Genomic DNA, 25,179 nt, shown 5'->3' with positions numbered 1-25,179 from the left:
AGAATCGAGACATGAGCGACGGACCTCGCATTCTCATCGTCGACGACGAGCCCAACATCCGCGACCTCCTCACCACCAGCCTGCGCTTCGCCGGCTTCGCGGTGCGCGCCGTCGGCAACGGCGCGCAGACCATCTCGGCCGTGCTCGAGGAGGAGCCCGACCTCATCATCCTCGACGTGATGCTGCCCGACATGAACGGCTTCGGCGTCACCAAGCGCCTGCGTTCGGCGGGCTACACGGCGCCGATCCTCTTCCTCACCGCGAAGGACGACACGGAGGACAAGATCACCGGCCTCACGGTCGGCGGCGACGACTACGTCACCAAGCCGTTCTCGCTCGACGAGATCGTCGCACGCATCAAGGCGATCCTGCGCCGCACCATGCACGCCGAGGAGGACGCGGTCATCCGCACCGGCGAGCTCACGATGGATCAGGACACCCACGAGGTGCTCGTCGGCGACGTGCCCGTCGAGCTCTCCCCGACCGAGTTCAAGCTCCTGCGCTACCTCATGCTGAACCCGAACCGCGTGCTGTCGAAGGCGCAGATCCTCGACCACGTGTGGGAGTACGACTTCAACGGCGACGCCGGCATCGTCGAGAGCTACATCTCGTACCTGCGTCGCAAGCTCGACCAGCACTCGGCCGAACCCCTCATCCAGACCAAGCGAGGGTTCGGGTACATGCTCAAGTCCTCCTCCAAGCCCTGACTCAGGTTCCGCCGCCTAGACTCGGCCCGCCATGAATCAGACGTTGTTCGAGCGGTGGAACCGCATCTCGCTCCGCACCAAGATCACCGGGGTGACGGTGCTGATGCTGACGCTCGGGCTGCTCGTCTCCGGCATCGGCACGGCCGCGATGCTGCGCTCGTACGTCGAGGACCAGCTGGAGTCGAAGCTCGAGGCGATCGCCTCGGGCAGCATGGAGCGGTACTTCGACATCGACAGCGACAAGCCGCGGGCCCAGACGAACCTCAACCAGCTCGACTTCACCCCCGAGGACGACGTCTTCGTCGCGATCTACACCTCGAGCGGCGAGTACAAGCGCAGCAACTGGGAGGACAAGCCCGCCGCGGAGTGGCCCGACATCCCGAAGACGCTCACGCAGGCGCAGGTGACCGCCCGCAACAGCGGGCACTACGCCGCCTTCCCGCTCGACGACGCCGACGGCGAACCCACCTTCCGCGCCGTCTCGGCGTTGATGACCGCCGACTCGCACGGCACCCTGGTGCCGATCGTGATCGCGATCTCCTCGAAGGAGACCGAGCGCCTGCTCGCCGTCTACCTCACGATCTTCCTCGGCTTCGGCCTCGGCGTGGTGCTCGTGGGCGCCCTCCTCACACGCATGCTCGTGACGAGCACCTTCGGGCCGCTCCGCGAGGTCGAGCGCACGGCCGCCGCGATCGCCGACGGCGACTTCAGCCAGCGCCTCGGCGGCGCGACCCCGAACACCGAGGTGGGCCGGCTCAACCGCTCGCTCAACACGATGCTCAACCGGATCGACCGCGCCTTCCGCGACCGCGCGCGCACGATCGACCAGATGCGCCGATTCGTCGGCGACGCCTCGCACGAGCTGCGCACCCCGCTCGTCTCGGTGCGCGGGTACGCCGAGCTCTACCGCATGGGCGCCCTCCAGTCGCCCGACGAGGTCGCGCAGGCGATGGACCGGATCGAGAAGGAGGCCATCCGCATGGGCGGCCTCGTCGAGGACCTCCTCGCCCTGGCCCGGCTCGACGAGGCCAAGCCGCTCGAGCTCGGCGAGGTCGACCTCGTGCCGCTCGCCCGCGACGCGGCGCTCGACACGATGGCGGCCCACCCCGACCGCACGGTCACGGTGATCGCGCCCGAGGAGCTCGGCGACCCCGATGCCGCGGCCGACGCTCCCGAGCTCGAGGTCGAGCTCGACCCCGCCGCCCGCGCGGCGACCGGCCCCATCTCGTTCGCCGGGGCGACGCTGGCCCGCCTGCGCGGCCGGCAGCCCCGAAGCGAGCCCTCCCCCGCCGCACTCGCCCGCAAGGAGGCGCAGGCCGCACGCCGTGCGGCGACGGCGGCGGCGCAGGCGGCACGGCGCGCGAGCCGGCAGAACGCGGCGCAGTCCGCGCGCGCCGACGCCGCGGCGAAGGCCGCGGAGCGCACCGCGGCCGACGCGGCCGCGCAGGCCGCGGCCGTCCACGCCGCCGAGACGTCGCCGAAGCCGGTGCGCCGCGCCGTGGTGCTCGCCGAGGAGAACAAGATCCGCCAGGTCATCACGAACCTGATGGGCAACGCGATCCGCTTCACGAACGACGGCAGCCCGCTCGAGATCCGGGTGTCGGTCGACGACGTCGCCGAGCGCGCGGTGGTCGAGGTCGTCGACCACGGCGAGGGCATCCCGCCGCAGATCCGCGAGAAGATCTTCCAGCGCTTCTGGCGGGCCGACACGTCGCGCACGCGCGAGACGGGCGGCTCTGGGCTCGGGCTCGCGATCGTCTCCTCGATCGTGGCGGCCCACAACGGCGCGGTCGACGTGGTCGAGACGCCCGGCGGCGGGGCCACGTTCCGGGTCATGCTGCCGCTCGCGGGGTCGTCGGCGGCGCCGCAGCCCATCGCCGAGAGCTGAGACTGGCCGCGCCCCTCCCGTCGCTCTCCTCCTCCCCAAGCACCGCGGGCGGAGCGGTCGCACGCCCGACCTCGGCCTCCCGTCTCGGGGCGGCCGCCGCCGAATAGCGTGTGGGCACACCGAACGAAGGGACGCCCATGACCAGCTACCACGTCGACGCCGAACAGGTCGCCGCAGCCACCCAGACCGCGCAGGGCACGATCAGCCGCATCCAGGCCGACGTGCAGGCGCTCCTGTCGCAGCTCACGGGCCTGCAGTCGTCCTGGTCAGGCCAGGCCTCGAGCGCCTTCCAGGGCGCGGTCTCCGACTGGCGCGCGACGCAGCTCCAGGTCGAGCAGAGCCTCGTCGGCCTGAGCCGCGCGCTCGGCATCGCCGCGACGCAGTACGCCGACGCCGAGCAGGCGAACGCACGGCTGTTCCTGCGCTGAGTCGCCTGCGCCCCGGCACGACGAAGGGCGCCTCCCTGAGGAGGCGCCCTTCGCGCGATTCGTGTGTCGCGGACTGCTTAGAAGTCCATGCCACCCGTGGGGTCGCCGGCCGGGACCGGGTTCTTCTCGGGCTTGTCGGCGACGACGGCCTCGGTGGTGAGGAAGAGACCGGCGATCGATGCCGCGTTGAGCAGCGCCGAGCGGGTGACCTTCACCGGGTCGTTGATGCCGGCAGCGAGCATGTCGACGTACTCGCCGGTCGCGGCGTTGAGGCCCTGGCCGACCGGGAGGTTGCGCACGCGGTCGACCACGACGCCCGGCTCGAGGCCGGCGTTGAGGGCGATCTGCTTCAGCGGCGCGTCGATTGCGACGCGGACGATGTTCGCACCGGTCGCCTCGTCGCCCGAGACCTCGAGCTTCTCGAAGGCGGTCTTGCCGGCCTGGATGAGCGCGACGCCACCACCGGCGACGATGCCCTCCTCGACGGCGGCCTTCGCGTTGCGCACGGCGTCCTCGATGCGGTGCTTGCGCTCCTTGAGCTCGACCTCGGTGGCCGCGCCCGCCTTGATGACGGCGACGCCGCCGGCGAGCTTGGCGAGGCGCTCCTGGAGCTTCTCGCGGTCGTAGTCGGAGTCGGTGTTGTCGATCTCCTTGCGGATCTGCGCGACGCGGCCGGCGATGGCCTCCTCGTCACCGGCACCCTCGACGATGGTCGTCTCGTCCTTGGTGATGATGACCTTGCGGGCCTGGCCGAGCAGGTCGAGGGTGACGTTCTCGAGCTTGAGGCCGACCTCCTCGGAGATGACCTGGCCGCCGGTGAGGATCGCGATGTCCTGGAGCTGCGCCTTGCGACGGTCGCCGAAGCCGGGGGCCTTGACGGCGACCGACTTGAAGATGCCGCGGATCTTGTTGACGATCAGGGTCGCGAGCGCCTCGCCGTCGACGTCCTCGGCGATGATGAGCAGCTGCTTGCCGGTCTGGATCACCTTGTCGACGATGGGCAGCAGGTCCTTGATGTTCGAGACCTTGCTGTTGACGATCAGGATGTAGGGGTCCTCGAAGACCGCCTCCTGGCGCTCGGGGTCGGTGACGAAGTACGCCGACAGGTAGCCCTTGTCGAAGCGCATGCCCTCGGTCAGCTCGAGCTCGGTGCCGAAGGTGTTCGACTCCTCGACGGTGACGACGCCCTCCTTGCCGACCTTGTCGATCGCCTCGGCGATGAGCGCACCGATCTGCTCGTCGGCGGCCGAGATCGACGCCGTGGCGGCGATCTCTTCCTTCGTCTCGACGTCCTTCGCGTTCGCGAGGAGCTCGGCCTCGACGGCCTGCACGGCCTTCTCGATGCCGCGCTTGAGCGAGATGGGGTCGGCGCCTGCGGCGACGTTGCGGAGGCCCTCGCGGACGAGCGCCTGGGCGAGGACGACCGAGGTCGTGGTGCCGTCGCCGGCGACGTCGTCGGTCTTCTTGGCGACCTCCTTGACGAGCTCGGCGCCGATCTTCTCGTACGGGTCGTCGAGCTCGATCTCCTTGGCGATCGAGACGCCGTCGTTCGTGATCGTGGGGGCGCCCCACTTCTTCTCGAGCACGACGTTGCGACCGCGCGGGCCGAGGGTCACCTTGACGGCGTCGGCGAGCGTGTTCAGGCCACGCTCGAGGCCGCGGCGGGCCTCCTCATCGAAAGCAATGATCTTTGCCATGTGTGTTTCTCGCCCCTTCTCGGACGTCTTCAAAGATTCGTGATTAGCACTCAAATCACGTGAGTGCTAAGACGATTCTGGCACTCGACCGCCACGAGTGCAAGCGAGCCCGGCGCCCTCGGCGACGCCCAGCGCGAACAGCGCGGCCGTCGTCAGGGGGTGAACGAGGCGGTGCCGCCCGCGGGCACGAGCTCGATCCAGGTGTTGCCCGGCGCCAGCCGCAGCGGCGAGCCGTCGTCGGCCGCGAGGGTGATGGGCGAGCCCGCCGCGTCCTTCGTCCACGTGCCGTGCGCGGTGCGTCCGGCGACCGACACCCAGGCCTCGCCCGAGCCGATGAGCACGGTCTTCGGCACCTCGCCGTAGCGCCAGTCGATGCCGACCTCGAGCGTCACGACGTTCGTCGCCCGCACCCGCGCTCCGCCCTCCTCGACGTCCGCGACCCCCTCCTGCGAGCGCAGCCACGACGAGGAGCCCGCGTCCCAGTCCCACGTCGGTGCGCGCGCCTCCGAGAAGACCAGCGCGATGCGGGAGGTCGGCGCGGCGGCGAGCTCGGGGGCGGCGAGCGGATCGGCGGTGCCGTAGTCGAACTGCACGGGCGGCGGCGCGAGCGCAGAGTTGCGCGCCATGGTCTCGGCGGCGTCGAGGATCACGTCGTGCGGACCGGGACGCTCGTCGGCGCGCGAGTACAGGCCCGTCTCGTCGAGATCGAAGACGACGTTGACGAGCGGCGTCGCCATCATCATCGCGACGAACTGGTCCTGCCCGCCCGAGTAGGCGATCACGCCGCCGAGCGGCGAGGCGATGTCGGGGTCCATCGGCCGGATGGATCGCACCGGCCCGATCGTCGGCGGGAGGTCGGAGTGCCAGACCGCGAGGTAGCGGGTGAGCCCGCCCTCCACGAGCTCCTCGTAGACGAGGTCCGTGCGGTTCAGCGCGATCTGCGGCCGCGCGTCGTCGTGATTGTCGATCTTGGCGGCGAGCGAAGGATGCCTCGGCGCCGCCGGGTCGGTCGGCGTGCCCCGCAGCGGGGAGAACGCCACGGCGATCGGCTGCGAACTGCCGACCGGGCGCGGCTCGGCGGTCGGCTCGGGCGTCGGGACCGGCTCGGGAGGGCCCTGCTGGCAGCCGACGAGGAGCAGCGCCGCCACCGCGACGACGACGAGGGGCGTCCCCCGCCGTCGCAAGGCCCCTCGGCCCCCCGTGACCATAGCCACATGCTAGTGACGCTCGGGAATCGACCGACCGCGAACTGCGCCGACACGCCGAACGCGCCGTCGGAGGGACGACGGCGCGTTCGGAATACGCGTGCGCTCAGGCGGGACGAACGGCTTCGGCCTGCGGCCCCTTCGATCCCGTGCCGACCTCGAACACGACCTGCTGGCCCTCTTCGAGCACCTTGTACCCGGCCATGTCGATGGCGGAGTAGTGGACGAAGACGTCCTGCCCGTCGCCGTCCACGGTGATGAACCCGTATCCCTTTTCAGCGTTGAACCACTTGACGGTTCCGTTCGCCATGCGTTGCTCCCATGTTGCGGTGTGTGGATCAGCACGTGCCTGTCGCCTGTACCGGGTCGCCCTCGACGCGGGCGAACGAGGCACCTGAGGTACCGGACGTGCACGCGGGCCCGGGCGACCAACTCCAGATAGTCACATCGCGCCGCTCGGACGCAAGGGGGTGCACGTCACGAATGGTCGCAGAATGGCAACGATTCGGCCGGCTCAGCCGGCCGTGGCCTCCGCGTAGTCGGAACCGAGCACGAGCACGAGCGGGGTGCCCGTCGCCGCGAAGGTCTCCGAGAGGCGCACGTCGGCCTCGGGCAGCAGCGTCGCGACGCCGCGCGCGGCGCCCTCGAGGTCGGGCGTGGCGAAGTAGACGACCGTCTCGGTGAGGTCGTTCTCGCTCGCGTTGGCCGTCGCATCCACGGGGACCCCGCCCGCCTTGAGCGTCTCCGCGGCCTTCGCCGCGAGCCCGGCTGTGCCGGTCCCGTTGAGCACCGTCACCTTCACCTCGGGCGAGATCGTGGGCTCCGCGGTCGCCGTGGGCGTCGGCGTCGCGGCCGGATCCGGTCCGCTCGCGGCGTTCAGCCGGTCGTTGAAGACCATGACCCCCGCGATGCCGACGCCGGCGAGCACGACGGTCGCGAGCGCGGCCCAGCCGAACCGGATCCATCGCGCACCGCGCCGGGCGGGCGCACGGTGGGCGCCGACGCGGTCGATGCCGTGCGGGATCGTGTCGAATCGATCGCGAGGGAACTTCTGCGCCATGGGATCCAGATCGGGTCGGGGCCGGGCTCAGTCGAGCGGTCGGCCGAGGGGAATCGAACGGCTGGAGCGCGCCGCCCGGCGCGCCGATCGCATCCGCTGCAGTCGCTTGACGAGCATCGGATCGTGGCGGAGCGCCGCCGGCGAATCGATGAGCTCGCCGAGAATCCGATAGTAGCGGGCGGCGGAGATGCCGAACTCGTCGCGGATCGCCTCGGCCTTGCGGGCCGGCTGCTGCCAGGCACGGGCCTCGAAGGCGAGCACGCGACGCTGACGGTCGTCGAGGCCGACCGAGTCGGGCCGGTCCGGCAGAGGCTCTGCGCTCATCCGTTCCTCCCGTCGGGCGGTCGACGCACCGCCTTGCAGCACATCCTAGGGAACGCCCGCCGAGAGTGCGCCGAGTGGTCCCGGCGTGTACCGTCGGCCGGAACAGACGGCCGCCGTGCGGCGTTGCATCCGTTGCGGCCGTGCGAATGCCCGCGGCCGAGCTGCGACGATTGAACCCGTCGACCCCCGAGAGGAGCACCCCATGTCCTACCCCGTGAACAAGAGCGATGCCGAGTGGCGAGCCGAGCTGGGCGACGAGCAGTACTCGGTGCTCCGCGAGGCCGCGACCGAGCGCCCCTGGACGGGCGAGCTGCTCGACGAGGAGCGCGCCGGCGTCTACAACTGCGCGGCGTGCAAGGCCGAGCTGTTCAAGAGCGGCACGAAGTTCGACTCGGGCTGCGGATGGCCGAGCTTCTACGAGTCGGTGCGGCCCGAGGCGGTCGAGCTCATCGAGGACCGCACCCTCGGCATGGTGCGCACCGAGGTCCGCTGCGCGAACTGCGGTTCGCACCTCGGCCACGTCTTCCCCGACGGCTTCGGCACGCCCACGGGCGACCGGTACTGCATGAACTCGCTCGCCCTCGGCTTCACGCCCGAGTCCTGAAGTGGGTTCGGTTCGCGAGGCGGCGCTCGCCCGGCGTTCGGCGCCCAAGGTGACGGATGACTCGCCGGACGACGCCGAGCTGCTCGAGCTCCTCGGCGTCGCCGAGCGGGTCGCCGACCACGCGGCGCTCCGCCCCTGGCGCACGATCGCCCTTCGGGGCGCCGCCCGCGAGCGGCTCGGCGCGGCCCTCGCGGCCGCGTCGGGCTTCGACGGCGCCGCGGCCGAGAAGCTCGCGGCGAAGCCGCTGCGCGCGCCGCTGGTGCTCGCGCTCGTGCTCTCGCCGCGGTTCCACCCGAAGGCGCCCGAGTGGGAGCAGCTGGTCGCCGCGGCGGGCGTCGGGCACCTGCTGAGCCTGCTCCTCGACGAGGCGGGCTGGGGCGTCATGTGGCGCACCGGCCCGTTCACCCGGCATCCGCTCGTCGCCGAGATGCACGGGCTCGCACCGGGCGAGCAGCTGCTCGGCTGGCTCTACGTCGGCGGCCGGCCCGAGGGCGGGCGCCCCGGCCGCTCGTCGGACCGGCCGGCGCCGCGGTTCAGCTCGATCGGGTGACCGCGGCGTCGCCGCCGTCGGCGTCGGGCTCGGCCGCGCGGTGCCGGTGGCGCGACCACCGGATGGACGCGACGGCGACCGCGACGACCGCGAGCACGGTGCCGCCGATCGTCGCGCCGTCGACCGGGCGGCCGGTCGGCAGCAGCAGGTCGAGCGCGAGCGCGCCCGCGAGCTGGCCGGCGACGCCGCACAGGGCGAGCAGCAGCACGCCGATGACGCGGACGACGAGCGCCTGCCCGGCGATGAAGATGCAGCCGATCGCGCCGCCGAGGTAGAGCCATGGCTCCGTCGGCAGGCGCTCGGGCCATCCGGCGATGGCGGCGTGACCCAGCATGACGACCACGAGTGCGACGGTGCCGACGAGGAAGTTGCCGAACGCGGCCGTGAGCGCGCTGCCGGCCTCGGCCTTCACCCGCCCGTTGACGGCCTGCTGCCAGCCGACGCCGAGGCCCGCGACGAACGGGAACAGCATCACGAGGAGCGGCACGTCGTGCGCGAGCTGCGCCGACACCGCCCAGCCGATCGCGACGAGCGCAAGCAGTGCGCCGAGCACCCGCATCGGGGTCAGCGGGCGCCGGCCGCCCGGGCCGAGGCCGATGAGGTCGAAGACGATGCCGCCGATGGTCTGGCCCGCGACGATCGCGACCGTGAACATGGCGACGCCGAGCACGCCCGCCGAGAGGCCCTGGGTGACGACGAACCAGGCGCCGGCGAGCCCGCCGAGCACCATCCACCACGCGAGGCGCCCGGCGCGGAGGCCGGCGAGGACCCGCCCGACGCCTTCGCGGCCGGGCCGCCACACCGCGAGCGCCACCGCGAGGATGACGAGGCCCGTGCCGAAGGAGATCGCCGCCGCCGTGTACGGGTCGTCGAGCTCGGCGGCGAGCTGGCCGTTGATGCGCGACTGGAGCGCCGTGCCCGCCCCGAACACGATCGCGAGGACGACGGCGATCCAGAGCGGCATCCGGGTGCGCTCGACGTGGGGATGGGCGTGCGCGTGGCGGTGGAGGTGGCTCGGCGATTCGACGTTCGACGATGCGTCGGAGATGTCTTCGGTCAAGAACCGGCTGCGGGACTCGAACCCGTCACCACCGCTTGTCGGATGCGCGTTCCCTGATGTTCCCAATACCGCCCTCGATCTGGCATTTCCAAGCTGTTTGCCGCCACGCGCGTTCCGCGAATCCCTTCGGATTCCCGCGCAGAGCGGAGAGTGAGCGGTGACTACCGCCCCATCAGGGTATCGAGGATCGCGTGTGCATCCGGCCCTCACCGCCCCCGCTACCTCGGCGCCGCGCCGTACTGCTCACGGAGGTACGTGCAACCCCCTCGTGATGCCGACTTCAGGCGCGCAGGATAGGTGGATGGAAGTTCACAGCACTACTCGTAGTGAGCATGCGGAGGAGGTCGCCGATCCGGTCTACCGGGTGAACTACTGGGTGCAGCCCACCGGCTTGGGTTGGAATCTGGACGCCTGGTATCTGACGGGGTGCCGTTCCGTCGAGGAGGTTCTGGATTGGGCGGAAGACAACGCACACGCCCGACCGTATGAAGTGTTCGTGGAGAGCGCGGACAACGGTGGCGATGAGCCCAGGACCGCACCGCTCGTTCGTCTTCACGGACAGAGCCCGAACTCTGGCTGAGCAGCGTCGCGACTCACGCAGCGTCGCGACCCGCGCAGACGTTGAGTACCCGCCAGCCGGCGGGGAGTTGCGCGTGACCTGCTATGAGGGCAGCGGTTTCGTCGTCGGCCTCGACGTCGATGACGATCGCGACCCCGGTCATGAGGTTCGTTGCGATGACCGCGATCTTCATTCTTTGACGTTACTCACGTCGAGGCAGACGAGGCAGGGGCTTGCCGGGGTGGGCGAGAGCATGGTGCGGGCGGGCGATCCCGAACGATCACCCGCCCGCGGTCCGAAGGTGGCCTCAGAGGCCGAGCAGTCGGTTCAGCAGGTTGCCGAGTCCGCCGCTACCGCCGCGATCCAGCAGGCCGGCGACAGCGCAAAGCAGGTTGCCGAGCAAGTTGCCCGGGCCTTCTTGAGCGGTGATGTCGAGCTGGACGTCGCTGAGGTCGACCACGAGTCCGAGGATGTCGAGGTGCAGCGGTCCGAGGTCGAGGTTCAGGATGTCGCAGGCCTGTGCGGCCGCGGCGCCGAGTACCTCCGTGCTCGTGAGCTGATTGGTGACGGTCGCCAGAACGGTACCGGCGGCGTCAGTGAGCGTTCCATTGATGAGACCTTCAACTGTCAGAGTGCCACGCTGCGAGGTGAAGTCGGTCGGCGTGAACGTACCGGTGAACGTGCCGAGAACGTTGCCAGCAGCGTCGGTCACATCCTGTGTGATCGCCGCGGGCTGCACGGTGGCGAGCTGTCGTGCGTTCGCGGTGGGCGGAGGTGCCGCTTGGGCGGGTCCAATGGTGCCAACCGCCATGGCAAGGGCCAAGGACATTCCGCCCAGCCCTGCAAGGAGCTTCTTCATCATGATGCGCATTCCTTTCGGTTCGGCGTCGCTCGGGTGCGGCGCTCCGAGTGGGAGGTGGCGCTCGTGGCGCCGCGTCCCGGCGTGTCATGGATCTCTCGGGTCCGCACAGGTTAGGTCGACGCAGCGGTCGCCGGAACAGGCTTGACGCTTCCCGCGGTCGCTGATCTCGAAGGCATCTCTCCGGTTTCGCTTCAGGGCTCGCGACGAGGCCGTTCTCCCGCCCGGCACACGTCGGTTCGAGTCGGCCTCGAGTTCCGAACCGATCCGCCCACCCTGTGCGGCGAAAGGTATGTGGGCCTGCAGCAGCGCTCACACGAGCTCCGGAGCCTCGCGCCGTAACCGAGAAGCCCGCCGCGGAACTCAGCCCGGTATCGAGGTTCACTGTCGAAGCGCACGAGACGGATGCGCCCGTATTCCTGCTGGAGCGAGTCGATCACCCGCCAGACGCCGGCCGATCCCTCGATCGCGGCCATGATCGGATGCCACCTCGGTTCTTCACCCGGCGGCACGTCAGGCTCCGCTTTCCAGGCTGCGAGTGCAGCCTGGAACATCTCCCAGACCATCTTTGCGGCGAGGCGCAGCCGTCGGCCGGGAAATGGCCGAGGAAATCCCGATCGGCCTCGACAGGCGCCCAGGTGTCGGCGCGGAGCAGCGGCTGCGGCAGGGTGTCTGCTCTGATCTCGCGGATGATCGCGATGCGGCGTTCGCCGTCGAACTGTACCCATTCGCCTCGGGCGATCAACTGAGGTTCGGGGACCGTTGCGCAACGGGCCGGTGCTCCACTCGAGGGAACGAAGAGGGTGTGCGCCGCTGTCTGATTCGAGAAGCCCACCACTGACCCCGGTTGTCAAGGGGATGCGGAACGGATGGTGATGCGGTTTGCTTGGTTTGTCGGGTAGCGGGGGCATCCCGGCGGCAGGCTGGTACGCGACCTGACCGTAGCGGTTACGGCTGCGGTGCCTCCCAGGGCGGGTTCGGCGGCCAGTCTGTCCATACTGCTCTTTCTGAGGCTGCGGGCTGACCCGTCGCCGGCTGCCGTCCCAACCTTCGCGGCGACCGGCTTACCCGGGCGGGCCAGCTCGCTTCTCTGTACTCGCCTTGACGCCGCGGCGGCTGTGGTGTGAGATTGCCGCGTCGAGTGACCCATCCTGTGAGCTCGGCAGACAGGCTGGCCTCGGGTAGTCATCGATCGGATCGATGGCCACTGTTTCCTGGCAGGGCGGGCCAGCCTGTCCTTGTCAAGGGCTCGACGCCGTGGCTGCGCACACGAGACGGTGGAACCCCACCGGGCGATTGTCCCGGCGAAGGAGTTGAAACCCGATGAAGGTGAACGAAGAGCTCGAGCGAGAACAGCAGGAGTACATCACCGACGACCAGGCATCGCTATTGGTCATCGCATTCGCGTGCGCGGTCCTGATCATCGTCGGCCTGCCGTCGTTGCTCCTCTAGCCCTACGCACGTGAACTGTCAACGCCTGGCGACGCCGGCGTCTGACGTGTGAGATAGAGATGTGTCACAGGGACGACACCCTGGATGGAAGTGAGACACCCATCCGGGATCTTGGGGAAAGGGTCTGGGCGCGCGGTACATGAACGCAGCGCCTGGACCCGTCCCGAGGAAGGCCGGCGATCGTCGGCACACGTTCCGGGCTGTGTTCGTTGAGGATGCCGGCGCGCTCTAGCGTTGCTTCTCACTCGGGCGGTAACCGGGGATCGGACCACTGTAGGCGTGGTCCTTGCCCTTCGGGCAGTCACACGAGACGGCGATCCGCGCGCCGGTCTCCTGGTCCTTGAACCATTCAGCGTGGATCGTCCGAGGTGCAGGCATACCCGCACGCTACCCGGAATCGGTTGCGTACCCCAGACGAGCGAGCAACGCACTTGGCCCACTGCTCTCCTCGGCCGTACCAGCGCGTTCGGCGGCGGCAAAGTGAACTCGTCGCAGCCGGGGTGGTCTCAGGTTCCCGGCTGCGGGCTGGCCCGGTTCGACCGCGACCCCATAGGCGGCGAACTTCCCGCCATCGGGCGGGTCAGCCCGCTCCCAGCTACGGGGATGGCTTGGCGATTTCCTGCACGTCGGCGCCGACGGCGACGGGCTGATCGGGCGACGTCGCAATCGGCGAGGTGTCGAGCTCCTCGGGGGTGAGCTGCACCCCGCCCGTCGAGTTGGCTGAACGCATCAGGTCGTTGATCCATTTCGTGTTCAGCTCGGGACGTTCGGGCTCGTCGAACACGAACCGGAGCGGAATCGCGGGGTGCAGCCAGATCGTCGAGCGACCGCGCGGCTGATCATCGGGATGCTGCCACGAGAGCGTGAAGCTCTCCCCGCGACGCAGCTTCGTGATGAGCGCGACCTTGAGATGCGAGAGCGTCCGGTCCTCGATGCCGATCGGCGTCTGGGAATCGCCGTAATAGAGCGTGCCCATAGCTCAGACCATACGCCCGGAACGCTCCTCGTGCGGGAGCGGCAGGACAATCGGAGCACCCCGAGGGGGCGCAACTGTGCTTGAAACCCCCACCTCGGGCGCACCGGAAGTGCCTGAGAAGTCAAGGGGGTGCGGAACGTGCGCCTGTGCGGAGAGGATTGTCTTGTCGGGCGGCGGGGGCGGCACCGACTGCAGGCTGGCCGAAGGCCCCGGTCCACAGCTCCACGGCTTGGATCTCCCAGAGGGGCTAACGGCCAGCCTGCTCAGGGACTGGGCCCGGGTTTTCGTGGATCGAACGATGCCCGGGCCCGTCGGACTCTGCGTCTCCCTCCGGCCTTGTCTGCTGCTGTGCCCTCCACTCGACTGCACCCACAATCATGAATCCCACAAGCGCAGTCACGCCGGACATCGCGAACCAGCTGGCGATGTCGAGCTGGCTTGCCGACTGGCCTGGTGTGACCAACGATTCCATGGTCTGCGACAGCGCAAAGAAGATGAAAGCTAGAACTAGGCCGGTAGAGCGGAAGATGCCGAGCGCGAGGCCCCATGGGTTCTGTTTGTCGTCGTCCATGCGGGCGAGCATAAGGGCCCGCTCTGGTCATGACGAGACCCCAGAAGCGCCGATATCACTCGCCTCTGAGTCGAGCCGGCTACGGGACTCGAACCCGTAACCACCGCTTTACAAGAGCGGTGCGCTACCAATTGCGCCAAGCCGGCAGTGAGGGATGCCTCGCTGGGTCATCCTACCCGCGCTGCACCGACGACGAGGGCCCGGCGCGAACGCCGGGCCCTCGTCGGGATCGTTCCGCTACGACGCGGGCGACGGGGTCGGGGTCGGCGACGGGGTGGAGGTCGACTCCGAGAACGCCTCGCCGGTGGCCTGCAGCACGAACGACTGGAACTCGGCCGGGTCGGTGAGCGAGCCCACGTACTGCTTGCCGTTCACGAGCACGGTCGGGGTGCCCTTGATCGACTCGAGGTCGGAGTTCGGCACGGGCTGGGTGAGCGCGCGCTCGGTGGCGTTGTTGACCCAGCCGTGGAACTCCTTGGAGTCGATGCAGCTCTCGATCGTGCCGACCGAGGAGGCGCCGGACTCCTTCACGAAGCCCTTGAGCTCGTCGTTCGTGAGGCCGGTCGTGCCCTCCTCGGGCTGGTTCGCGAAGAGCAGCGCGTTGAAGTCGAAGAAGGCCTCGGGCGAGGTGTCGGCCACGCACGCCGCGGCGTTCGCCGCACGCAGCGAGTACTGCGTGCCCGCCGACTTGTTCGTGAGGATCGCGAGGGGGTGCGTCTCGAGCGTCGCCGCGCCCTGCTCGACCATCGTGCGGATCGCCTCGCCGTTCGTCGTCTCGAACTGGCCGCAGAAGGGGCACAGGTAGTCGACGTAGACGACGATGTTCGCGACCGTGCCGCTGTCGTCCTGCTCGGTCGGGATCGGGTCGGCGTCGGCGGGCAGCGACTTCGTCTCGACGGGCGTCATGACGCCGTCGACCCCGGTGAGGAGGATGCCGTTGCTCGCCATGTTGGCCGGGCCGGGGCCCGCGGGCTTCATGTTCTGCACGACGACGCCGATGACCAGCCCGATCACGAGCACGACGGCGACGGTCACGCCGCCGATGAGCAGGAACTTGTTGCGGCGCTCCCGCTTCTTCTGCGCTTCGCGCAGCTCCCTGGCCTTCTCGCGCGCGGCTTCGCGCTGCTCGTTACGGGTGGGGCGTGGCTGGTTCGATCCGCCGTTGCTCATCGATGGTCACTCCGGTCGCTGTGTGGGCGCGCGCGAGTGCAGGCGCACGCAATGACGATAGTAGGGAGGATGGCTGTGAATCACCCAAACGGGCACTGAACGCGCTCTCCGCGCGCGCCGGGTCGCAGCTGCGAGGATGCCTCGGGGCGGGCGCCGGGGCATCCGCCCCCGTGGTCGGGCGCGCCCGTCGCGCGTGCGATACTGAGGAGGCGTCGATGTCGACGCGCTTCCATTCACTACGGATCGTCCGGCACGTACCTGCCGGTGAAGGAGAGAAAGAACCATGGCGTCAGTCACGTTCGACAAGGCCACCCGCCTGTACCCGGGCGGCACCCGCCCCGCGGTCGACCAGCTCGACCTCGAGATCGCCGACGGCGAGTTCCTCGTGCTCGTCGGCCCGTCGGGTTGCGGCAAGTCCACGTCGCTCCGCATGCTCGCGGGCCTCGAAGAGGTCAACGACGGCAACATCTTCATCGGCGACCGCAACGTCACCGACGTGCCCCCGAAGGACCGCGACATCGCGATGGTCTTCCAGAACTACGCGCTGTACCCGCACATGACGGTCGCCGAGAACATGGGCTTCGCGCTCAAGATCGCCGGTGTCGGCAAGGAGGAGCGCGCCGCGCGCGTCCTCGAGGCCGCCAAGCTCCTCGACCTCGAGCCCTACCTGTCGCGCAAGCCGAAGGCGCTCTCGGGCGGTCAGCGCCAGCGCGTCGCCATGGGCCGTGCCATCGTGCGCCAGCCCCAGGTCTTCCTCATGGACGAGCCGCTCTCGAACCTCGACGCGAAGCTCCGCGTGCAGACCCGCACCCAGATCGCGTCGCTCCAGCGCCGCCTCGGCGTCACGACCGTCTACGTCACGCACGACCAGACCGAGGCGCTCACCATGGGCGACCGCATCGCCGTGCTGAAGGACGGCCTGCTCCAGCAGGTCGGCACCCCGCGCGACCTCTACGAGAAGCCGCAGAACGTCTTCGTCGCCGGTTTCATCGGCTCGCCCGCGATGAACCTGTTCCACGCCGACCTCGTCGAGTCGGGCGTCAAGTTCGGCTCGGCCGTCGTGCCGGTCGACCGCGACGTCCTCGCCGAGGCCACGGGCACGGTCGCCACCATCGGCGTCCGCCCCGAGGACATCGTCGTGTCGTCGACCCCGGGCGAGGGCCTCGAGGTCGACGTCGACCTCGTCGAGGAGCTCGGCGCCGACGGCTACCTCTACGGCCACTCGGTCGTCGAGGGCAAGCGCACCGACATCGTCGCCCGCGTCGACGGCCGCGCGCACCCGAACGCCGGCGACAAGGTGTACCTCACCGCGACGCCGAACCACGTGCACCTCTTCGACGCCGAGTCGGGCGACCGCCTCGGCAACAAGGCCGTCGTCAGCTGACCTCGCGCCTCATGACGATCGATGCCGGTCGGGCGGTTCGCCCGGCCGGCATCGTCGTCTCCCGGGGCCGGACCCGCGGCATCCCGTTCGTTTCAGGAGATGAGCCGCCCGTCAGGACGATCCCCGCGATTCCGTCCTGAGGTGCGGGCGAATTCCTGAAACGGCGACTCACTGGAAGGATCGACCCATGAGCGGTTCCCTCTCGATCACCTCCGCCATGGCGGACCCGGCCCTCCTCGACCTTCCGTGGAACCTCCCGCTCGAGTCGTGGCCGAGCGACGCGATCGCCGCCCTCCCGAAGGGCATCTCCCGCCACCTCGTGCGCTTCGCCCACCTCGGCGGCCACGTCGTGGCGATCAAGGAGACGACCGCCGAGATGGCGAAGGGCGAGTACGAGATGCTGCGCACCCTGCAGCGCCTCGAGATCCCGTGCGTCGAGCCCGTCGCGGTCATCACGAACCGCAGCGACGACGAGGGCGAGGAGCTGAAGCCGGTGCTCGTCACCCGGCACCTGCGCTTCTCGCTGCCGTATCGCGCCCTCTTCTCCCAGACGCTGCGCCCCGACACGGCGACCCGCCTGGTCGACGCGCTCGCGGTGCTGCTCGTCCGCCTCCACATCGTCGGCTTCTTCTGGGGCGACGTGTCGCTCTCGAACACGCTCTTCCGCCGCGACGCGGGCGCGTTCGCCGCGTACCTCGTCGACGCCGAGACGGGCAAGCTCTACGAGGGCGGCCTCTCGAACGGGCAGCGCGAGAACGACCTCGAGATCGCCCGGGTGAACATCGCGGGCGAGCTCCTCGACCTCGAGGCCGGCGGCAAGGTGGCCGACGAGCTCGACCCCGTGCGCATCTCGAACGGCATCGTCGAGGCGTACCGCAGCCTCTGGACCGAGCTCACGGGATCCGAGTCGTTCTCCTCCGCCGAGCGCTGGCGCATCAACGAGCGCGTCAACCGGCTCAACGAACTCGGCTTCGACATCGAGGAGCTCGCCATCAAGACGGATGCCTCGGGCACGACCGTGCGGATCCAGCCCAAGGTCGTCGACGCGGGGCACCACCAGCGCCGGCTGCTGCGGCTCACCGGCCTCGACGCCGGCGAGAACCAGGCCCGGCGCCTCCTCAACGACCTCGACTCGTACCGGGCCGCCTACGGCAAGGGCGACCTCGACGAGGAGATGGTGGCGCACGAGTGGCTCATGCGCGTGTTCGAACCCGTTGTGCGTGCCATCCCACGCGAGCTGCGGGGCAAGCTCGAGCCGGCCGAGGTGTTCCACCAGCTGCTCGAGCACCGCTGGTTCATGGCGCAGCAGGCCGGGCACGACATCCCGCTCGCCGAGGCGGTGACCTCGTACATCAACACCGTGCTGCGCCACCGGCGCGACGAGGCGACCATGATCGACCCGCCGACGGGGTCGCTCACCGCCGCGATCGAGGTCGTTCCGACCGAGACGGCGGCGATGCGCGCGATCGACCCCGACGACGAGGACGACTGGCGCCTCAAGGTCTGAGCGCGGTCGCGAGGCATCCGCCCGGATGCCTCGCGCTGACGCGGCCCGCCGCGGCTACTCCCCTGCGGCGCGGAGCTTCGAGATCTCGTAGAGCGTGACCGAGGCGGCGATGCCCGCGTTGAGCGACTCGGTCGTCGCGCTGATCGGGATCGACACGATGGCGTCGCAGGTCTCGGCGACGAGCCGCGAGAGGCCCTTGCCCTCGCTGCCCACGACGATCACGATCGGGCGGTCGGCCCAGCTCAGGCCCGGCAGCGACACGTCGCCCTCGCCGTCGAGGCCGAGCACGAACACGCCCCGCTCCTTCAGGCCCTTGAGCGTCTGGGTGAGGTTCGCGGCCATCGCGACCGGCACGCGCGCGGCGGCGCCGGCCGAGGTCTTCCACGCGGCCGAGTTCACGCCGACGGAACGACGCTGGGGCACGATGACGCCCTGCCCGCCGAACGCGCCCGTCGAACGCAGGATCGCGCCGAGGTTGCGGGGGTCGGTGATGCCGTCGAGGGCGACGAGGAGCGGCGTCTCGTCGCGGGCGACGACCTCGTCGAGGAGCTCCATCGGGTGCGCATACTCGTAGGGCGGCACCTTGAGCGCCAGTCCCTGGTGCACCCCGCCCTCGCCGGCGAGGCGGTCGAGCTCGGGCTTCATGACCTCGAGGATGGGGATGCCGCGGTTGGTGGCGATCTTCACCGCCTCCTTGACGCGGTCGTCCATCTCGATGCGGGCCGCGATGTACAGCGTCGTCGCGGGGATGCGCGTGCGCAGCGCCTCGACGACCGAGTTGCGGCCCGTCACGATCTCGGACTCGTCGCCCGACTTCGAGCGTCGTGCCGCCCCCGAGGCGCCGCGGGGCGCGCTCGAGCCACGGCCGCCGCCGGCCACCTTGCCGCCGGGCCGGCCCTTGCCACCGGCCGCGGCGTAGCGCTCCTGCGCCGCCTTGCGCTTGCCTGCGGGGTGCCAGGCGCGGTCCTCAGCCTTGGGGGTCGGCCCCTTGCCCTCGAGGGCCTGGCGGCCCTGGCCGCCCGAGCCGACCTGCTTGTTCTTCGCCTTCCGCACGGCTCCGGCGCGCGACTTGCCGCTGCTGCCCTTCATGATCCCAAACTCCAATGCGTGCCGGTCTGACTGTCTTCGATGGTGATTCCCGCGGCCGTGAGCTCGGCGCGGATGCGGTCGGCAGCGGCGTAGTCCTTCGACTCGCGCGCGGCCTGCCGGTCGTCGATGAGGCGACGGACGAGCACGTCGAGCGCCGCGGCGGCGGGACCCTGCTCGGCCGCCGACCAGTGGGGGTCGCGGGGGTCGATGCCGAGCACCTGCACCATCGCGACGACCTGCCCGTGCGCGGTCGCCGCCTCGTGCAGCTCTTCGGCGTCGAGGGCCTGGTTGCCCGCGCGCACGGTGTCGTGCAGCACCGCGAGCGCCTGCGGCACGCCGAGGTCGTCGTCCATCGCGGCCTCGAACGCCTCGGGCACGACGGGGGCGCCGACGCCCGCGAAGCGGGTGCCCGCGAGTCGCCGCTCGACGCGCTCGAGGAAGACGCGGATGCGATCGACGGCCGCCTCGGCCTCGAGCAGCGAGGCCGGCGCGTAGTCGAGGGTCGAGCGGTAGTGCGCCTGGCCGAGCAGGTATCGCACCGCGAGCGGGCTCGCGAGGGCGAAGAGCTCGGCGGCGAAGACCGAGTTGCCGAGCGACTTCGACATCTTCTGGCCGCCGATGTTCACGAGGCCGTTGTGCACCCAGTAGCGCGCGAAGCCGTCGCCGGCCGCGGTCGACTGGGCCAGCTCGTTCTCGTGGTGCGGGAAGCGGAGGTCGAGCCCGCCGCCGTGCAGGTCGAACTCGGCGCCGAGGTAGCGGGCGGCCATGGCCGAGCACTCGATGTGCCAGCCGGGCCGGCCGTCGCCCCACGGCGAGCGCCAGGTCGCCGACTCGGGCTCGCTCGGCTTGCGCCCCTTCCACAGGGCGAAGTCGCGGGGGTCGCGCTTGCCGCGGGGGTCGGCGTCGGCCGCGGCCTCCATCTTGTCGCGCGACTGGCGGGTGAGCTCGCCGTAGGCGGGCCAGCTCGCGGTGTCGAAGTAGACATCGCCGGAGTCGTCGGGCGCCGGGTAGGCGTGGCCGCGCTCGATGAGGCGCGCGATGAGCTCCTGCATCTGCTGCACGCTGGCCGTCGCGCGGGGCTCGTAGCTCGGCGCGAGGATGCCGAGCGAGTTGTACGCGGCGGTGAACTCGAGCTCCACCCGGTAGGCGAGCGCCCACCACGTGTCACTCGCGCCCTCGTCGACGGCGACCTGCAGGATCTTGTCGTCGATGTCGGTGACGTTGCGCACGAAGACGACGTCGTTGCCGCGGTAGGCGAACCAGCGCCGCATGATGTCGTAGACGAGCGCGCTTCGGAGGTGCCCGATGTGCGGGCTCGACTGCACCGTCGGCCCGCAGACGTACATGCCGACGCGCCCCTCCCGGAGGGGCACGAAGTCGCGCAGCGCCTGGGCCTTCGAGTCGTAGAGTCGCACGGTCACCTGCAAAGCTTACCGGCGCGGCCCCTCGGTGCCCGCGTCGCGGCGCCCCGCGCCGCAACGGCGGGAGTCGCCCCCGCGCCTCAGGCCGGGACGATGAACGCGGTGGCGACGGCCGCGACGCCCTCCCCGCGACCGGTGAAGCCGAGCGCGTCGCTCGTCGTCGCGGCGACGCTGACCGGGGCGCCGAGGACGCGCGAGAGCAGTGCCTCCGCCTCGCCCCGTCGAGGGGCGAGCTTCGGCCGGTTGCCGACGATCTGCACGGTGACGTTGCCGATGACGTAGCCGGATGCCTCGACGAGACGCCGCGTCTCGGCCAGGAACACCTCGCCGTGGGCTCCGGCGAACCGCGCGTCGGCGGTGCCGAAGATCGAGCCCACGTCGCCGAGCCCGGCCGCGGCGAGCAGCGCGTCGCACACGGCGTGCGCTGCCGCATCGCCGTCGGAGTGCCCGGAGAGCCCGCGCTCGCCGGGCCAGTGGAGGCCCGCGAGCCACAGGGGCGAGTCGTCGTCGGCGAAGGCGTGCACGTCGGTGCCCGTGCCGATCCTGGGCAGTGCCGGGCGCGCCGCCTCGGCGGCCCTGCCGTCGGCCGGGCCGGCGCCCGCCGCGGCGTCGCGCCGCTCGGCGACGAGCTGCTCGGCGCGGCGGAGGTCGGCGGGAACGGTGATCTTGAACGCGCGGACGTCGCCCGGCACCGTCTCGACGACGAGTCCCGCGGCGGCCACGAGCGCCGCGTCGTCGGTGAACTCGCCTCGCGCGGTGGCGTAGGCGTGGTCGAGCGATGCGCGCGGGAAGCCCTGCGGGGTCTGCACGGCGCGCAGGCTCGAGCGGTCGACGGTCTCGATCACGCGCCCGTCGTCGGCGACGCGCTTCACGGTGTCGACGACGTCGAGCGCGGGGACGATGCCGTGCCGCCGCGCCTGCACGGCGGCCGCGACCTCGTCGAAGAGCAGGGCGGGCGTGAGCGCACGCGCGGCGTCGTGCACGAGCACCGTCTGGACGGATGCCGGGAGCACCGCGAGGCCCGCGGCGACGGACTCCTGCCGGGTCGCTCCCCCGGCGACGACGTCGAGGGAGGCGCCTGCCGACGCCGCCTCCGCGGCGAACCGCTCGCGTGCGGTCTCGACGCGGTCGCCCGGCACGACGAGCACGAGGTGCGGCGCCTGACGCATCGCGAGCACGCCCGAGACCGCCTCGGCGAGCACCGTGCCGCCGCCGAGCGGCACGAAGGCCTTCGGCTCGGCGTGACCGAGACGGGTGCCGCTTCCCGCGGCGACGACGATGACGGCGATCGCAGAACTCACGCTTCGAGCGTAGTCCCGGGCGTCGCGACCGAGGCGTCGCCGCACGATCGCGACGCCGGAGACGGCGAACGGCGGGTGCGCACGCACCCGCCGTTCGTCGAAGGATCGAGCGGACCCGCTAGGAGGCGAGCACCTCGTCGAGCACGGTCGAGGCCGCCTCTTCGTCGGTCTTCTCGGCCAGGGCGAGCTCGGAGATCAGGATCTGACGTGCCTTCGCGAGCATGCGCTTCTCGCCGGCCGAGAGGCCGCGGTCCTGGTCGCGGCGCCAGAGGTCGCGCACGACCTCCGAGACCTTGATGACATCACCCGAGGCGAGCTTCTCGAGGTTCGCCTTGTATCGGCGCGACCAGTTGGTCGGCTCCTCGGTGAAGGGGGCGCGCAGCACCTCGAAGACCTTGTCGAGGCCCTCTTTGCCGATGACGTCGCGGACGCCGACGAGGTCGACGTTCTCGGCGGGCACCTCGATGACGAGGTCTCCCTGCGTGACGTTCAGCTTGAGGTAGAGCTTCTCTTCACCCTTGATGATGCGTTTCTTGACCTCGGTGATCGTTGCGGCACCGTGGTGGGGGTAAACGACGGTTTCGCCAACCTCAAAAAGCATGAATGATAGTCCTTTCGGCAACTTTCAGGATATCACATTCCCGATCATGCTAAGGTTCGCCTCCCCTTCTCGCGGGCCGCTCCGCGTAGGATATGCTCGGATTCGATCGCACGTGCCGCCTGGTTCGTGCGCGCAGTTTCGCACTTGGAGGTTCTGTGAAGGCGCGTCTCGCCGCATCCGCTGCTCTGGCCCTCGGCGTCGCACTCGGTGCGAGCGGGTGCTCGATGCTCACCTACCAGGCGACGACCGAGCACTACGACGCGAGCGACGGCGTCTCCGCGAACGTCGGCGACCTCGACCTCCGCAACATCCTGGTCGTGAGCGACGACGGCGTCGACGGCACGCTCGTCCTGACGATCGTGAACACGGGCGAAGACGACGTCGACCTCGACGTGCAGGTCGACGGCGGCGACACCGTGAGCATCCCGGTCGACGCCGGCGCGACCGTCGCCTTCGGCACCGACGCGGTCGAGGGCATCGACGAGGTCGAGCCGATCGTCCTCGAGGGCATCGACACCGAGCCCGGATCGCTCCTGCCGATCTACTTCCACGTCGGCTCCTCCGAGGGCGTCGAGAAGCAGGTCCCCGTGCTCGACGGGCGCCTGCCCGAGTACGAGTCGCTCGTTCCCTGAGCGCGAACCCCTGAACACGACGAAGAGCGGATGCCACGCGGCATCCGCTCTTCGCTTGTCTTCGCCCCGCGGGCGCCGGCCTCAGGCCTCGAAGCGGTAGCCGAGGCCGCGCACCGTGACGAGCTGGACCGGCTCGGACGGCGCGACCTCGATCTTCGAGCGGATGCGCTTGATGTGCACGTCGAGCGTCTTGGTGTCGCCGAAGTAGTCGGAGCCCCACACCCGGTCGATCAGCTGACCGCGGGTGAGCACGCGTCCCGGGTTGCGCATGAGCAGCTCGAGCAGCTCGAATTCCTTCAGCGGCATGGGCACGGGGGCGCCGTCGACCTCGACCGTGTGCCGGTCGACGTCCATCTTGACGCGCCCGCCCTCGAGCACGGCCTCGTCGAAGTCCTCGATCTCGGTGCGACGGCGCAGCACCGCCCGGATTCGGGCGAGCAGCTCGCGCGTCTTGTACGGCTTCGTGACGTAGTCGTCGGCCCCGAGCTCGAGCCCCACGACGATGTCGATCTCGGAGTCCTTCGCCGTGAGCATGATGATCGGCACCGTCGAGCGCGTGCGGATCTCACGGCAGACCTCCGTGCCCGGGAGCCCCGGCAGCATGAGGTCGAGCAGCACCAGGTCGGCGCCGTCGCCATCGAACGCGGCGATCGCCGACGGGCCGTCGGCGGCGACCTCGATCTCGTAGCCCTCGCGTTCGAGCAGGAAGCTCAGCGGGTCGGAGAGGGCGATCTCGTCTTCGACGAGCAGGATGCGGGTCACGTACGGTCTCCTTGCTGGGATGCTGCGAGCTTCGCAGCGGGTCGTGCGCCGGGCCGGGCCGCAGCGGCCCCGTCGGCGTCGTCGGCAGCCAAGTCCGCGACGATGGGCGTCTCGGCGAGCGGGAGCTTGATCATGAAGGTCGAGCCGCGGCCCGGCTGCGACCAGACGCGTACGTCGCCGCCGTGGTTCTGCACCGTGTGCTTCACGATGCTGAGCCCGAGCCCCGAGCCGCCGGTGTTGCGCGAGCGGGCCTGGTCGACCCGGTAGAAGCGCTCGAAGACGCGATCGAGGTCGTCGCTCTCGATGCCGATGCCCTGGTCGGTGACCGCGATCTCGACCTCGTCGCCCTCGACCCTCACGCCGACGCCGACCCGGCCGCCCTCGTTCGAGTACGCGATGGCGTTCGCCACGAGGTTGTGCACCGCGACGACCATGAGCGCACGGTCGCCGTAGACCTGCGCCCCCGTGCCCGCCTTGACGGCGATGTCGACGCGCTTGCCGCCGGCGACCACCCGGTTCTGGTCGACGGCCGCTGCGACGATCTCGTCGACGTCGACGAGCACGTCGGGCCGCAGCGCGTCGCGCGCCTGCAGCCGCGACAGCTCGATGACCTCGCTCGTGATGTGCGCCAGCCGGCTCGCCTCGACCGAGAGCCGGCCGGCGAAGCGGCGCACCTGGTCGGGCTCGTCGGCCGCCTGGTCGAGGGCCTCGGCGAGGAGGCTGACGCTCGCGATCGGCGTCTTCAGCTCGTGGCTGATGTTCGCGACGAAGTCGCGCCGCACCTCGTCGAGGCGGTGCGACTCGGTGCGGTCCTCCGCGAGGAGGAGCACGAAGCGGGTGCCCAGCCGCGCGACGCGCACCCGCAGGCGCAGCGGCGAGTCGCCGTGCGGCGAGCGGGCGACCGTCAGCTCGTCGGCGACGGGGTCGCCCGTGCGCCGCACCGAGGCGACGAGCTCGAGCAGCTCGGGGTGCACGAGCGCCTGCTGGCGCACGAGCCCCATCGAGAGCGCGCCGGGCGAGGCGCGCAGCACGTTGTTCGACGGATCGAGCACGACGCCCGCGGACTCGAGCACCTCGAGCACCTGGTCGACCCCGTCGGGGATCGTCGGCGCGACGACCCGCGCCGCGCTCGAGCCGCGCCGCTCCGCGACGTGCAGCACGACCATGAATGCGGCGCCGAGGAAGACGCCGAAGGCGAGCGCGGTGAGCACTGCCCAGGTGGAGTCCATGGCACCAGACTAACGACGCGGCAACCGCCCGAACGCCGTCTTCCCGCTGTGCGGCGCTACGTTAGGGAGTGTTCAGCGTCCCGGCACCTGTTGTTCACCTCCAGCCGGGAGGATGGCCCGGAGCCGGGTCGTCCCGGAGGGTT

At 70.4% G+C, this 25,179-nt stretch carries 27 protein-coding genes and 1 tRNA gene; 10 read left to right on the top strand and 18 right to left on the bottom strand.

Going from position 1 to position 25,179, the window contains the following annotated elements; genetic code table 11:
• The first annotated feature begins 11 nt into the window (after positions 1 to 11).
• The 3 genes from ACFVSL_RS07865 (at position 12) to ACFVSL_RS07855 (ending at position 3,023) form a co-directional block, all read left to right on the top strand.
• Positions 12 to 707 carry a response regulator transcription factor gene (locus ACFVSL_RS07865; RefSeq protein WP_022889907.1) on the top strand — a complete coding sequence of 232 codons (696 nt, stop codon included), beginning with the start codon at positions 12 to 14 and terminating at the stop codon, positions 705 to 707.
• A gap of 31 nt (positions 708 to 738) precedes the next feature.
• Positions 739 to 2,595: an ATP-binding protein gene (locus ACFVSL_RS07860; RefSeq protein WP_386939944.1), complete on the top strand. Its 1,857-nt coding sequence runs from the start codon at positions 739 to 741 to the stop codon at positions 2,593 to 2,595.
• Positions 2,596 to 2,732: 137 nt separating this feature from the next.
• Complete coding sequence (locus ACFVSL_RS07855) at positions 2,733 to 3,023, top strand: WXG100 family type VII secretion target (RefSeq protein ID WP_386939942.1); 291 nt, start codon at positions 2,733 to 2,735, stop codon at positions 3,021 to 3,023.
• A 77-nt stretch (positions 3,024 to 3,100) separates the two neighbouring features.
• On the opposite strand, the gene groL is transcribed toward ACFVSL_RS07855, so the two are convergent.
• The 5 genes from groL to ACFVSL_RS07830 form a co-directional block, all read right to left on the bottom strand.
• Positions 3,101 to 4,720 (bottom strand): chaperonin GroEL, encoded by a 1,620-nt coding sequence (groL, locus tag ACFVSL_RS07850; protein ID WP_376944517.1) that lies wholly within the window; start codon positions 4,718 to 4,720, stop codon positions 3,101 to 3,103.
• Positions 4,721 to 4,872: 152 nt separating this feature from the next.
• On the bottom strand, positions 4,873 to 5,928 hold the full coding sequence (locus tag ACFVSL_RS07845) for a DUF3048 domain-containing protein (protein ID WP_386939941.1): 1,056 nt from the start codon (positions 5,926 to 5,928) through the stop codon (positions 4,873 to 4,875).
• Between the two features lie 103 nt (positions 5,929 to 6,031).
• Positions 6,032 to 6,235, bottom strand: coding sequence for a cold-shock protein (locus ACFVSL_RS07840; RefSeq protein ID WP_022889901.1), 204 nt, complete (start codon positions 6,233 to 6,235; stop codon positions 6,032 to 6,034).
• A gap of 204 nt (positions 6,236 to 6,439) precedes the next feature.
• Entirely contained in the window at positions 6,440 to 6,985 is a 546-nt protein-coding gene (locus ACFVSL_RS07835; protein ID WP_386939940.1) for a LytR C-terminal domain-containing protein, read from the bottom strand.
• 27 nt (positions 6,986 to 7,012) lie between these two features.
• Entirely contained in the window at positions 7,013 to 7,309 is a 297-nt protein-coding gene (locus ACFVSL_RS07830) for a DUF3263 domain-containing protein (RefSeq protein WP_386939938.1), read from the bottom strand.
• 202 nt (positions 7,310 to 7,511) lie between these two features.
• On the opposite strand from ACFVSL_RS07830, the gene msrB reads away from it, so the two are divergent.
• Positions 7,512 to 7,913, top strand: a complete 402-nt coding sequence (gene msrB / locus ACFVSL_RS07825) for a peptide-methionine (R)-S-oxide reductase MsrB (RefSeq protein ID WP_386939936.1) — start codon at positions 7,512 to 7,514, stop codon at positions 7,911 to 7,913.
• A gap of 1 nt (position 7,914) precedes the next feature.
• Positions 7,915 to 8,463 carry a nitroreductase family protein gene (locus tag ACFVSL_RS07820; RefSeq protein ID WP_386939934.1) on the top strand — a complete coding sequence of 183 codons (549 nt, stop codon included), beginning with the start codon at positions 7,915 to 7,917 and terminating at the stop codon, positions 8,461 to 8,463.
• Here the strand turns inward: ACFVSL_RS07820 and ACFVSL_RS07815 are convergent.
• Positions 8,447 to 9,523, bottom strand: coding sequence for a DMT family transporter (locus ACFVSL_RS07815; protein ID WP_386939932.1), 1,077 nt, complete (start codon positions 9,521 to 9,523; stop codon positions 8,447 to 8,449). The two genes, ACFVSL_RS07820 and ACFVSL_RS07815, sit on opposite strands and share 17 nt — an antisense overlap.
• 301 nt (positions 9,524 to 9,824) lie before the next feature.
• On the opposite strand from ACFVSL_RS07815, the gene ACFVSL_RS07810 reads away from it, so the two are divergent.
• Complete coding sequence (locus ACFVSL_RS07810; RefSeq protein ID WP_386939931.1) at positions 9,825 to 10,103, top strand: hypothetical protein; 279 nt, start codon at positions 9,825 to 9,827, stop codon at positions 10,101 to 10,103.
• A gap of 13 nt (positions 10,104 to 10,116) precedes the next feature.
• Here ACFVSL_RS07810 and ACFVSL_RS07805 read toward each other — a convergent pair whose 3' ends face one another.
• Together ACFVSL_RS07805 and ACFVSL_RS07800 are read right to left on the bottom strand one after the other, a co-directional pair.
• Positions 10,117 to 10,275, bottom strand: coding sequence for a hypothetical protein (locus ACFVSL_RS07805; protein ID WP_386939929.1), 159 nt, complete (start codon positions 10,273 to 10,275; stop codon positions 10,117 to 10,119).
• Between the two features lie 114 nt (positions 10,276 to 10,389).
• The gene (locus ACFVSL_RS07800) at positions 10,390 to 10,944 is read right to left on the bottom strand and encodes an ABC transporter substrate-binding protein (protein WP_386939928.1); all 555 of its coding nucleotides are present in this window, start codon (positions 10,942 to 10,944) and stop codon (positions 10,390 to 10,392) included.
• A 1,320-nt stretch (positions 10,945 to 12,264) separates the two neighbouring features.
• Between ACFVSL_RS07800 and ACFVSL_RS07795 the strand changes: the two genes are divergently transcribed.
• Positions 12,265 to 12,393 (top strand): hypothetical protein, encoded by a 129-nt coding sequence (locus tag ACFVSL_RS07795; RefSeq protein ID WP_386939927.1) that lies wholly within the window; start codon positions 12,265 to 12,267, stop codon positions 12,391 to 12,393.
• 595 nt (positions 12,394 to 12,988) lie between these two features.
• On the opposite strand, the gene ACFVSL_RS07790 is transcribed toward ACFVSL_RS07795, so the two are convergent.
• The 4 genes from ACFVSL_RS07790 to ACFVSL_RS07775 form a co-directional block, all read right to left on the bottom strand.
• Complete coding sequence (locus ACFVSL_RS07790) at positions 12,989 to 13,369, bottom strand: hypothetical protein (protein ID WP_386939925.1); 381 nt, start codon at positions 13,367 to 13,369, stop codon at positions 12,989 to 12,991.
• 247 nt (positions 13,370 to 13,616) lie between these two features.
• The gene (locus ACFVSL_RS07785; RefSeq protein ID WP_386939923.1) at positions 13,617 to 13,940 is read right to left on the bottom strand and encodes a hypothetical protein; all 324 of its coding nucleotides are present in this window, start codon (positions 13,938 to 13,940) and stop codon (positions 13,617 to 13,619) included.
• A gap of 73 nt (positions 13,941 to 14,013) precedes the next feature.
• Positions 14,014 to 14,086: transfer RNA gene (locus ACFVSL_RS07780), tRNA-Thr, on the bottom strand.
• A gap of 91 nt (positions 14,087 to 14,177) precedes the next feature.
• Entirely contained in the window at positions 14,178 to 15,110 is a 933-nt protein-coding gene (locus ACFVSL_RS07775; protein ID WP_386939921.1) for a DsbA family protein, read from the bottom strand.
• A gap of 283 nt (positions 15,111 to 15,393) precedes the next feature.
• On the opposite strand from ACFVSL_RS07775, the gene ACFVSL_RS07770 reads away from it, so the two are divergent.
• Positions 15,394 to 16,494, top strand: a complete 1,101-nt coding sequence (locus tag ACFVSL_RS07770) for an ABC transporter ATP-binding protein (RefSeq protein WP_386939919.1) — start codon at positions 15,394 to 15,396, stop codon at positions 16,492 to 16,494.
• 187 nt (positions 16,495 to 16,681) lie between these two features.
• Complete coding sequence (locus tag ACFVSL_RS07765) at positions 16,682 to 18,001, top strand: DUF4032 domain-containing protein (protein WP_386939918.1); 1,320 nt, start codon at positions 16,682 to 16,684, stop codon at positions 17,999 to 18,001.
• Positions 18,002 to 18,055: 54 nt separating this feature from the next.
• Here ACFVSL_RS07765 and rlmB read toward each other — a convergent pair whose 3' ends face one another.
• The 4 genes from rlmB to ACFVSL_RS07745 all read right to left on the bottom strand — a co-directional run bounded on the left by rlmB (position 18,056) and on the right by ACFVSL_RS07745 (position 22,413).
• Complete coding sequence (gene rlmB, locus ACFVSL_RS07760; RefSeq protein ID WP_386939917.1) at positions 18,056 to 19,090, bottom strand: 23S rRNA (guanosine(2251)-2'-O)-methyltransferase RlmB; 1,035 nt, start codon at positions 19,088 to 19,090, stop codon at positions 18,056 to 18,058.
• Positions 19,087 to 20,511, bottom strand: coding sequence for a cysteine--tRNA ligase (gene cysS, locus ACFVSL_RS07755; protein ID WP_386939915.1), 1,425 nt, complete (start codon positions 20,509 to 20,511; stop codon positions 19,087 to 19,089). Before cysS ends, rlmB begins: the two co-directional genes overlap by 4 nt.
• Positions 20,512 to 20,591: 80 nt before the next feature.
• Positions 20,592 to 21,857 carry a 2-C-methyl-D-erythritol 4-phosphate cytidylyltransferase gene (gene ispD / locus ACFVSL_RS07750; protein ID WP_386941126.1) on the bottom strand — a complete coding sequence of 422 codons (1,266 nt, stop codon included), beginning with the start codon at positions 21,855 to 21,857 and terminating at the stop codon, positions 20,592 to 20,594.
• Between the two features lie 73 nt (positions 21,858 to 21,930).
• Positions 21,931 to 22,413 carry a CarD family transcriptional regulator gene (locus ACFVSL_RS07745; protein ID WP_022889889.1) on the bottom strand — a complete coding sequence of 161 codons (483 nt, stop codon included), beginning with the start codon at positions 22,411 to 22,413 and terminating at the stop codon, positions 21,931 to 21,933.
• A gap of 155 nt (positions 22,414 to 22,568) precedes the next feature.
• On the opposite strand from ACFVSL_RS07745, the gene ACFVSL_RS07740 reads away from it, so the two are divergent.
• A complete protein-coding gene (locus ACFVSL_RS07740; protein ID WP_386939913.1) occupies positions 22,569 to 23,045 on the top strand; it encodes a hypothetical protein in 477 nt (158 codons plus the stop codon).
• 81 nt (positions 23,046 to 23,126) lie between these two features.
• Here ACFVSL_RS07740 and ACFVSL_RS07735 read toward each other — a convergent pair whose 3' ends face one another.
• Together ACFVSL_RS07735 and ACFVSL_RS07730 are read right to left on the bottom strand one after the other, a co-directional pair.
• Positions 23,127 to 23,807 carry a winged helix-turn-helix domain-containing protein gene (locus ACFVSL_RS07735; protein WP_386939912.1) on the bottom strand — a complete coding sequence of 227 codons (681 nt, stop codon included), beginning with the start codon at positions 23,805 to 23,807 and terminating at the stop codon, positions 23,127 to 23,129.
• A complete protein-coding gene (locus tag ACFVSL_RS07730) occupies positions 23,804 to 25,036 on the bottom strand; it encodes a sensor histidine kinase (RefSeq protein ID WP_386939910.1) in 1,233 nt (410 codons plus the stop codon). The genes ACFVSL_RS07735 and ACFVSL_RS07730 overlap by 4 nt, the downstream gene beginning before the upstream one ends.
• Positions 25,037 to 25,179: the final 143 nt, after the last annotated feature.

Source organism: Agromyces sp. NPDC058064 (assembly GCF_042885275.1).
Classification (GTDB): domain Bacteria; phylum Actinomycetota; class Actinomycetes; order Actinomycetales; family Microbacteriaceae; genus Agromyces.
This window is presented reverse-complemented; position numbering and strand designations above follow the sequence as displayed.

Excerpts from the sequence above, each read along its gene's own strand:
- ACFVSL_RS07795 (WP_386939927.1), top strand. The coding sequence starts at position 12,265 with ATGAAGGTGAACGAAGAGCTCGAGCGAGAACAGCAGGAGTACATCACC.
- ACFVSL_RS07745 (WP_022889889.1), bottom strand. The coding sequence starts at position 22,413 with ATGCTTTTTGAGGTTGGCGAAACCGTCGTTTACCCCCACCACGGTGCC.
- ACFVSL_RS07805 (WP_386939929.1), bottom strand. The coding sequence starts at position 10,275 with ATGAAGATCGCGGTCATCGCAACGAACCTCATGACCGGGGTCGCGATC.
- groL (WP_376944517.1), bottom strand. The coding sequence starts at position 4,720 with ATGGCAAAGATCATTGCTTTCGATGAGGAGGCCCGCCGCGGCCTCGAG.
- ACFVSL_RS07855 (WP_386939942.1), top strand. The coding sequence starts at position 2,733 with ATGACCAGCTACCACGTCGACGCCGAACAGGTCGCCGCAGCCACCCAG.
- ACFVSL_RS07860 (WP_386939944.1), top strand. The coding sequence starts at position 739 with ATGAATCAGACGTTGTTCGAGCGGTGGAACCGCATCTCGCTCCGCACC.
- ACFVSL_RS07765 (WP_386939918.1), top strand. The coding sequence starts at position 16,682 with ATGAGCGGTTCCCTCTCGATCACCTCCGCCATGGCGGACCCGGCCCTC.
- ACFVSL_RS07730 (WP_386939910.1), bottom strand. The coding sequence starts at position 25,036 with ATGGACTCCACCTGGGCAGTGCTCACCGCGCTCGCCTTCGGCGTCTTC.
- ACFVSL_RS07865 (WP_022889907.1), top strand. The coding sequence starts at position 12 with ATGAGCGACGGACCTCGCATTCTCATCGTCGACGACGAGCCCAACATC.
- ACFVSL_RS07840 (WP_022889901.1), bottom strand. The coding sequence starts at position 6,235 with ATGGCGAACGGAACCGTCAAGTGGTTCAACGCTGAAAAGGGATACGGG.
- ACFVSL_RS07835 (WP_386939940.1), bottom strand. The coding sequence starts at position 6,985 with ATGGCGCAGAAGTTCCCTCGCGATCGATTCGACACGATCCCGCACGGC.
- ACFVSL_RS07800 (WP_386939928.1), bottom strand. The coding sequence starts at position 10,944 with ATGATGAAGAAGCTCCTTGCAGGGCTGGGCGGAATGTCCTTGGCCCTT.
- ACFVSL_RS07810 (WP_386939931.1), top strand. The coding sequence starts at position 9,825 with ATGGAAGTTCACAGCACTACTCGTAGTGAGCATGCGGAGGAGGTCGCC.
- ACFVSL_RS07845 (WP_386939941.1), bottom strand. The coding sequence starts at position 5,928 with ATGGTCACGGGGGGCCGAGGGGCCTTGCGACGGCGGGGGACGCCCCTC.
- rlmB (WP_386939917.1), bottom strand. The coding sequence starts at position 19,090 with ATGAAGGGCAGCAGCGGCAAGTCGCGCGCCGGAGCCGTGCGGAAGGCG.
- ACFVSL_RS07785 (WP_386939923.1), bottom strand. The coding sequence starts at position 13,940 with ATGGACGACGACAAACAGAACCCATGGGGCCTCGCGCTCGGCATCTTC.
- ACFVSL_RS07770 (WP_386939919.1), top strand. The coding sequence starts at position 15,394 with ATGGCGTCAGTCACGTTCGACAAGGCCACCCGCCTGTACCCGGGCGGC.
- msrB (WP_386939936.1), top strand. The coding sequence starts at position 7,512 with ATGTCCTACCCCGTGAACAAGAGCGATGCCGAGTGGCGAGCCGAGCTG.
- ACFVSL_RS07790 (WP_386939925.1), bottom strand. The coding sequence starts at position 13,369 with ATGGGCACGCTCTATTACGGCGATTCCCAGACGCCGATCGGCATCGAG.
- ACFVSL_RS07775 (WP_386939921.1), bottom strand. The coding sequence starts at position 15,110 with ATGAGCAACGGCGGATCGAACCAGCCACGCCCCACCCGTAACGAGCAG.
- ACFVSL_RS07830 (WP_386939938.1), bottom strand. The coding sequence starts at position 7,309 with ATGAGCGCAGAGCCTCTGCCGGACCGGCCCGACTCGGTCGGCCTCGAC.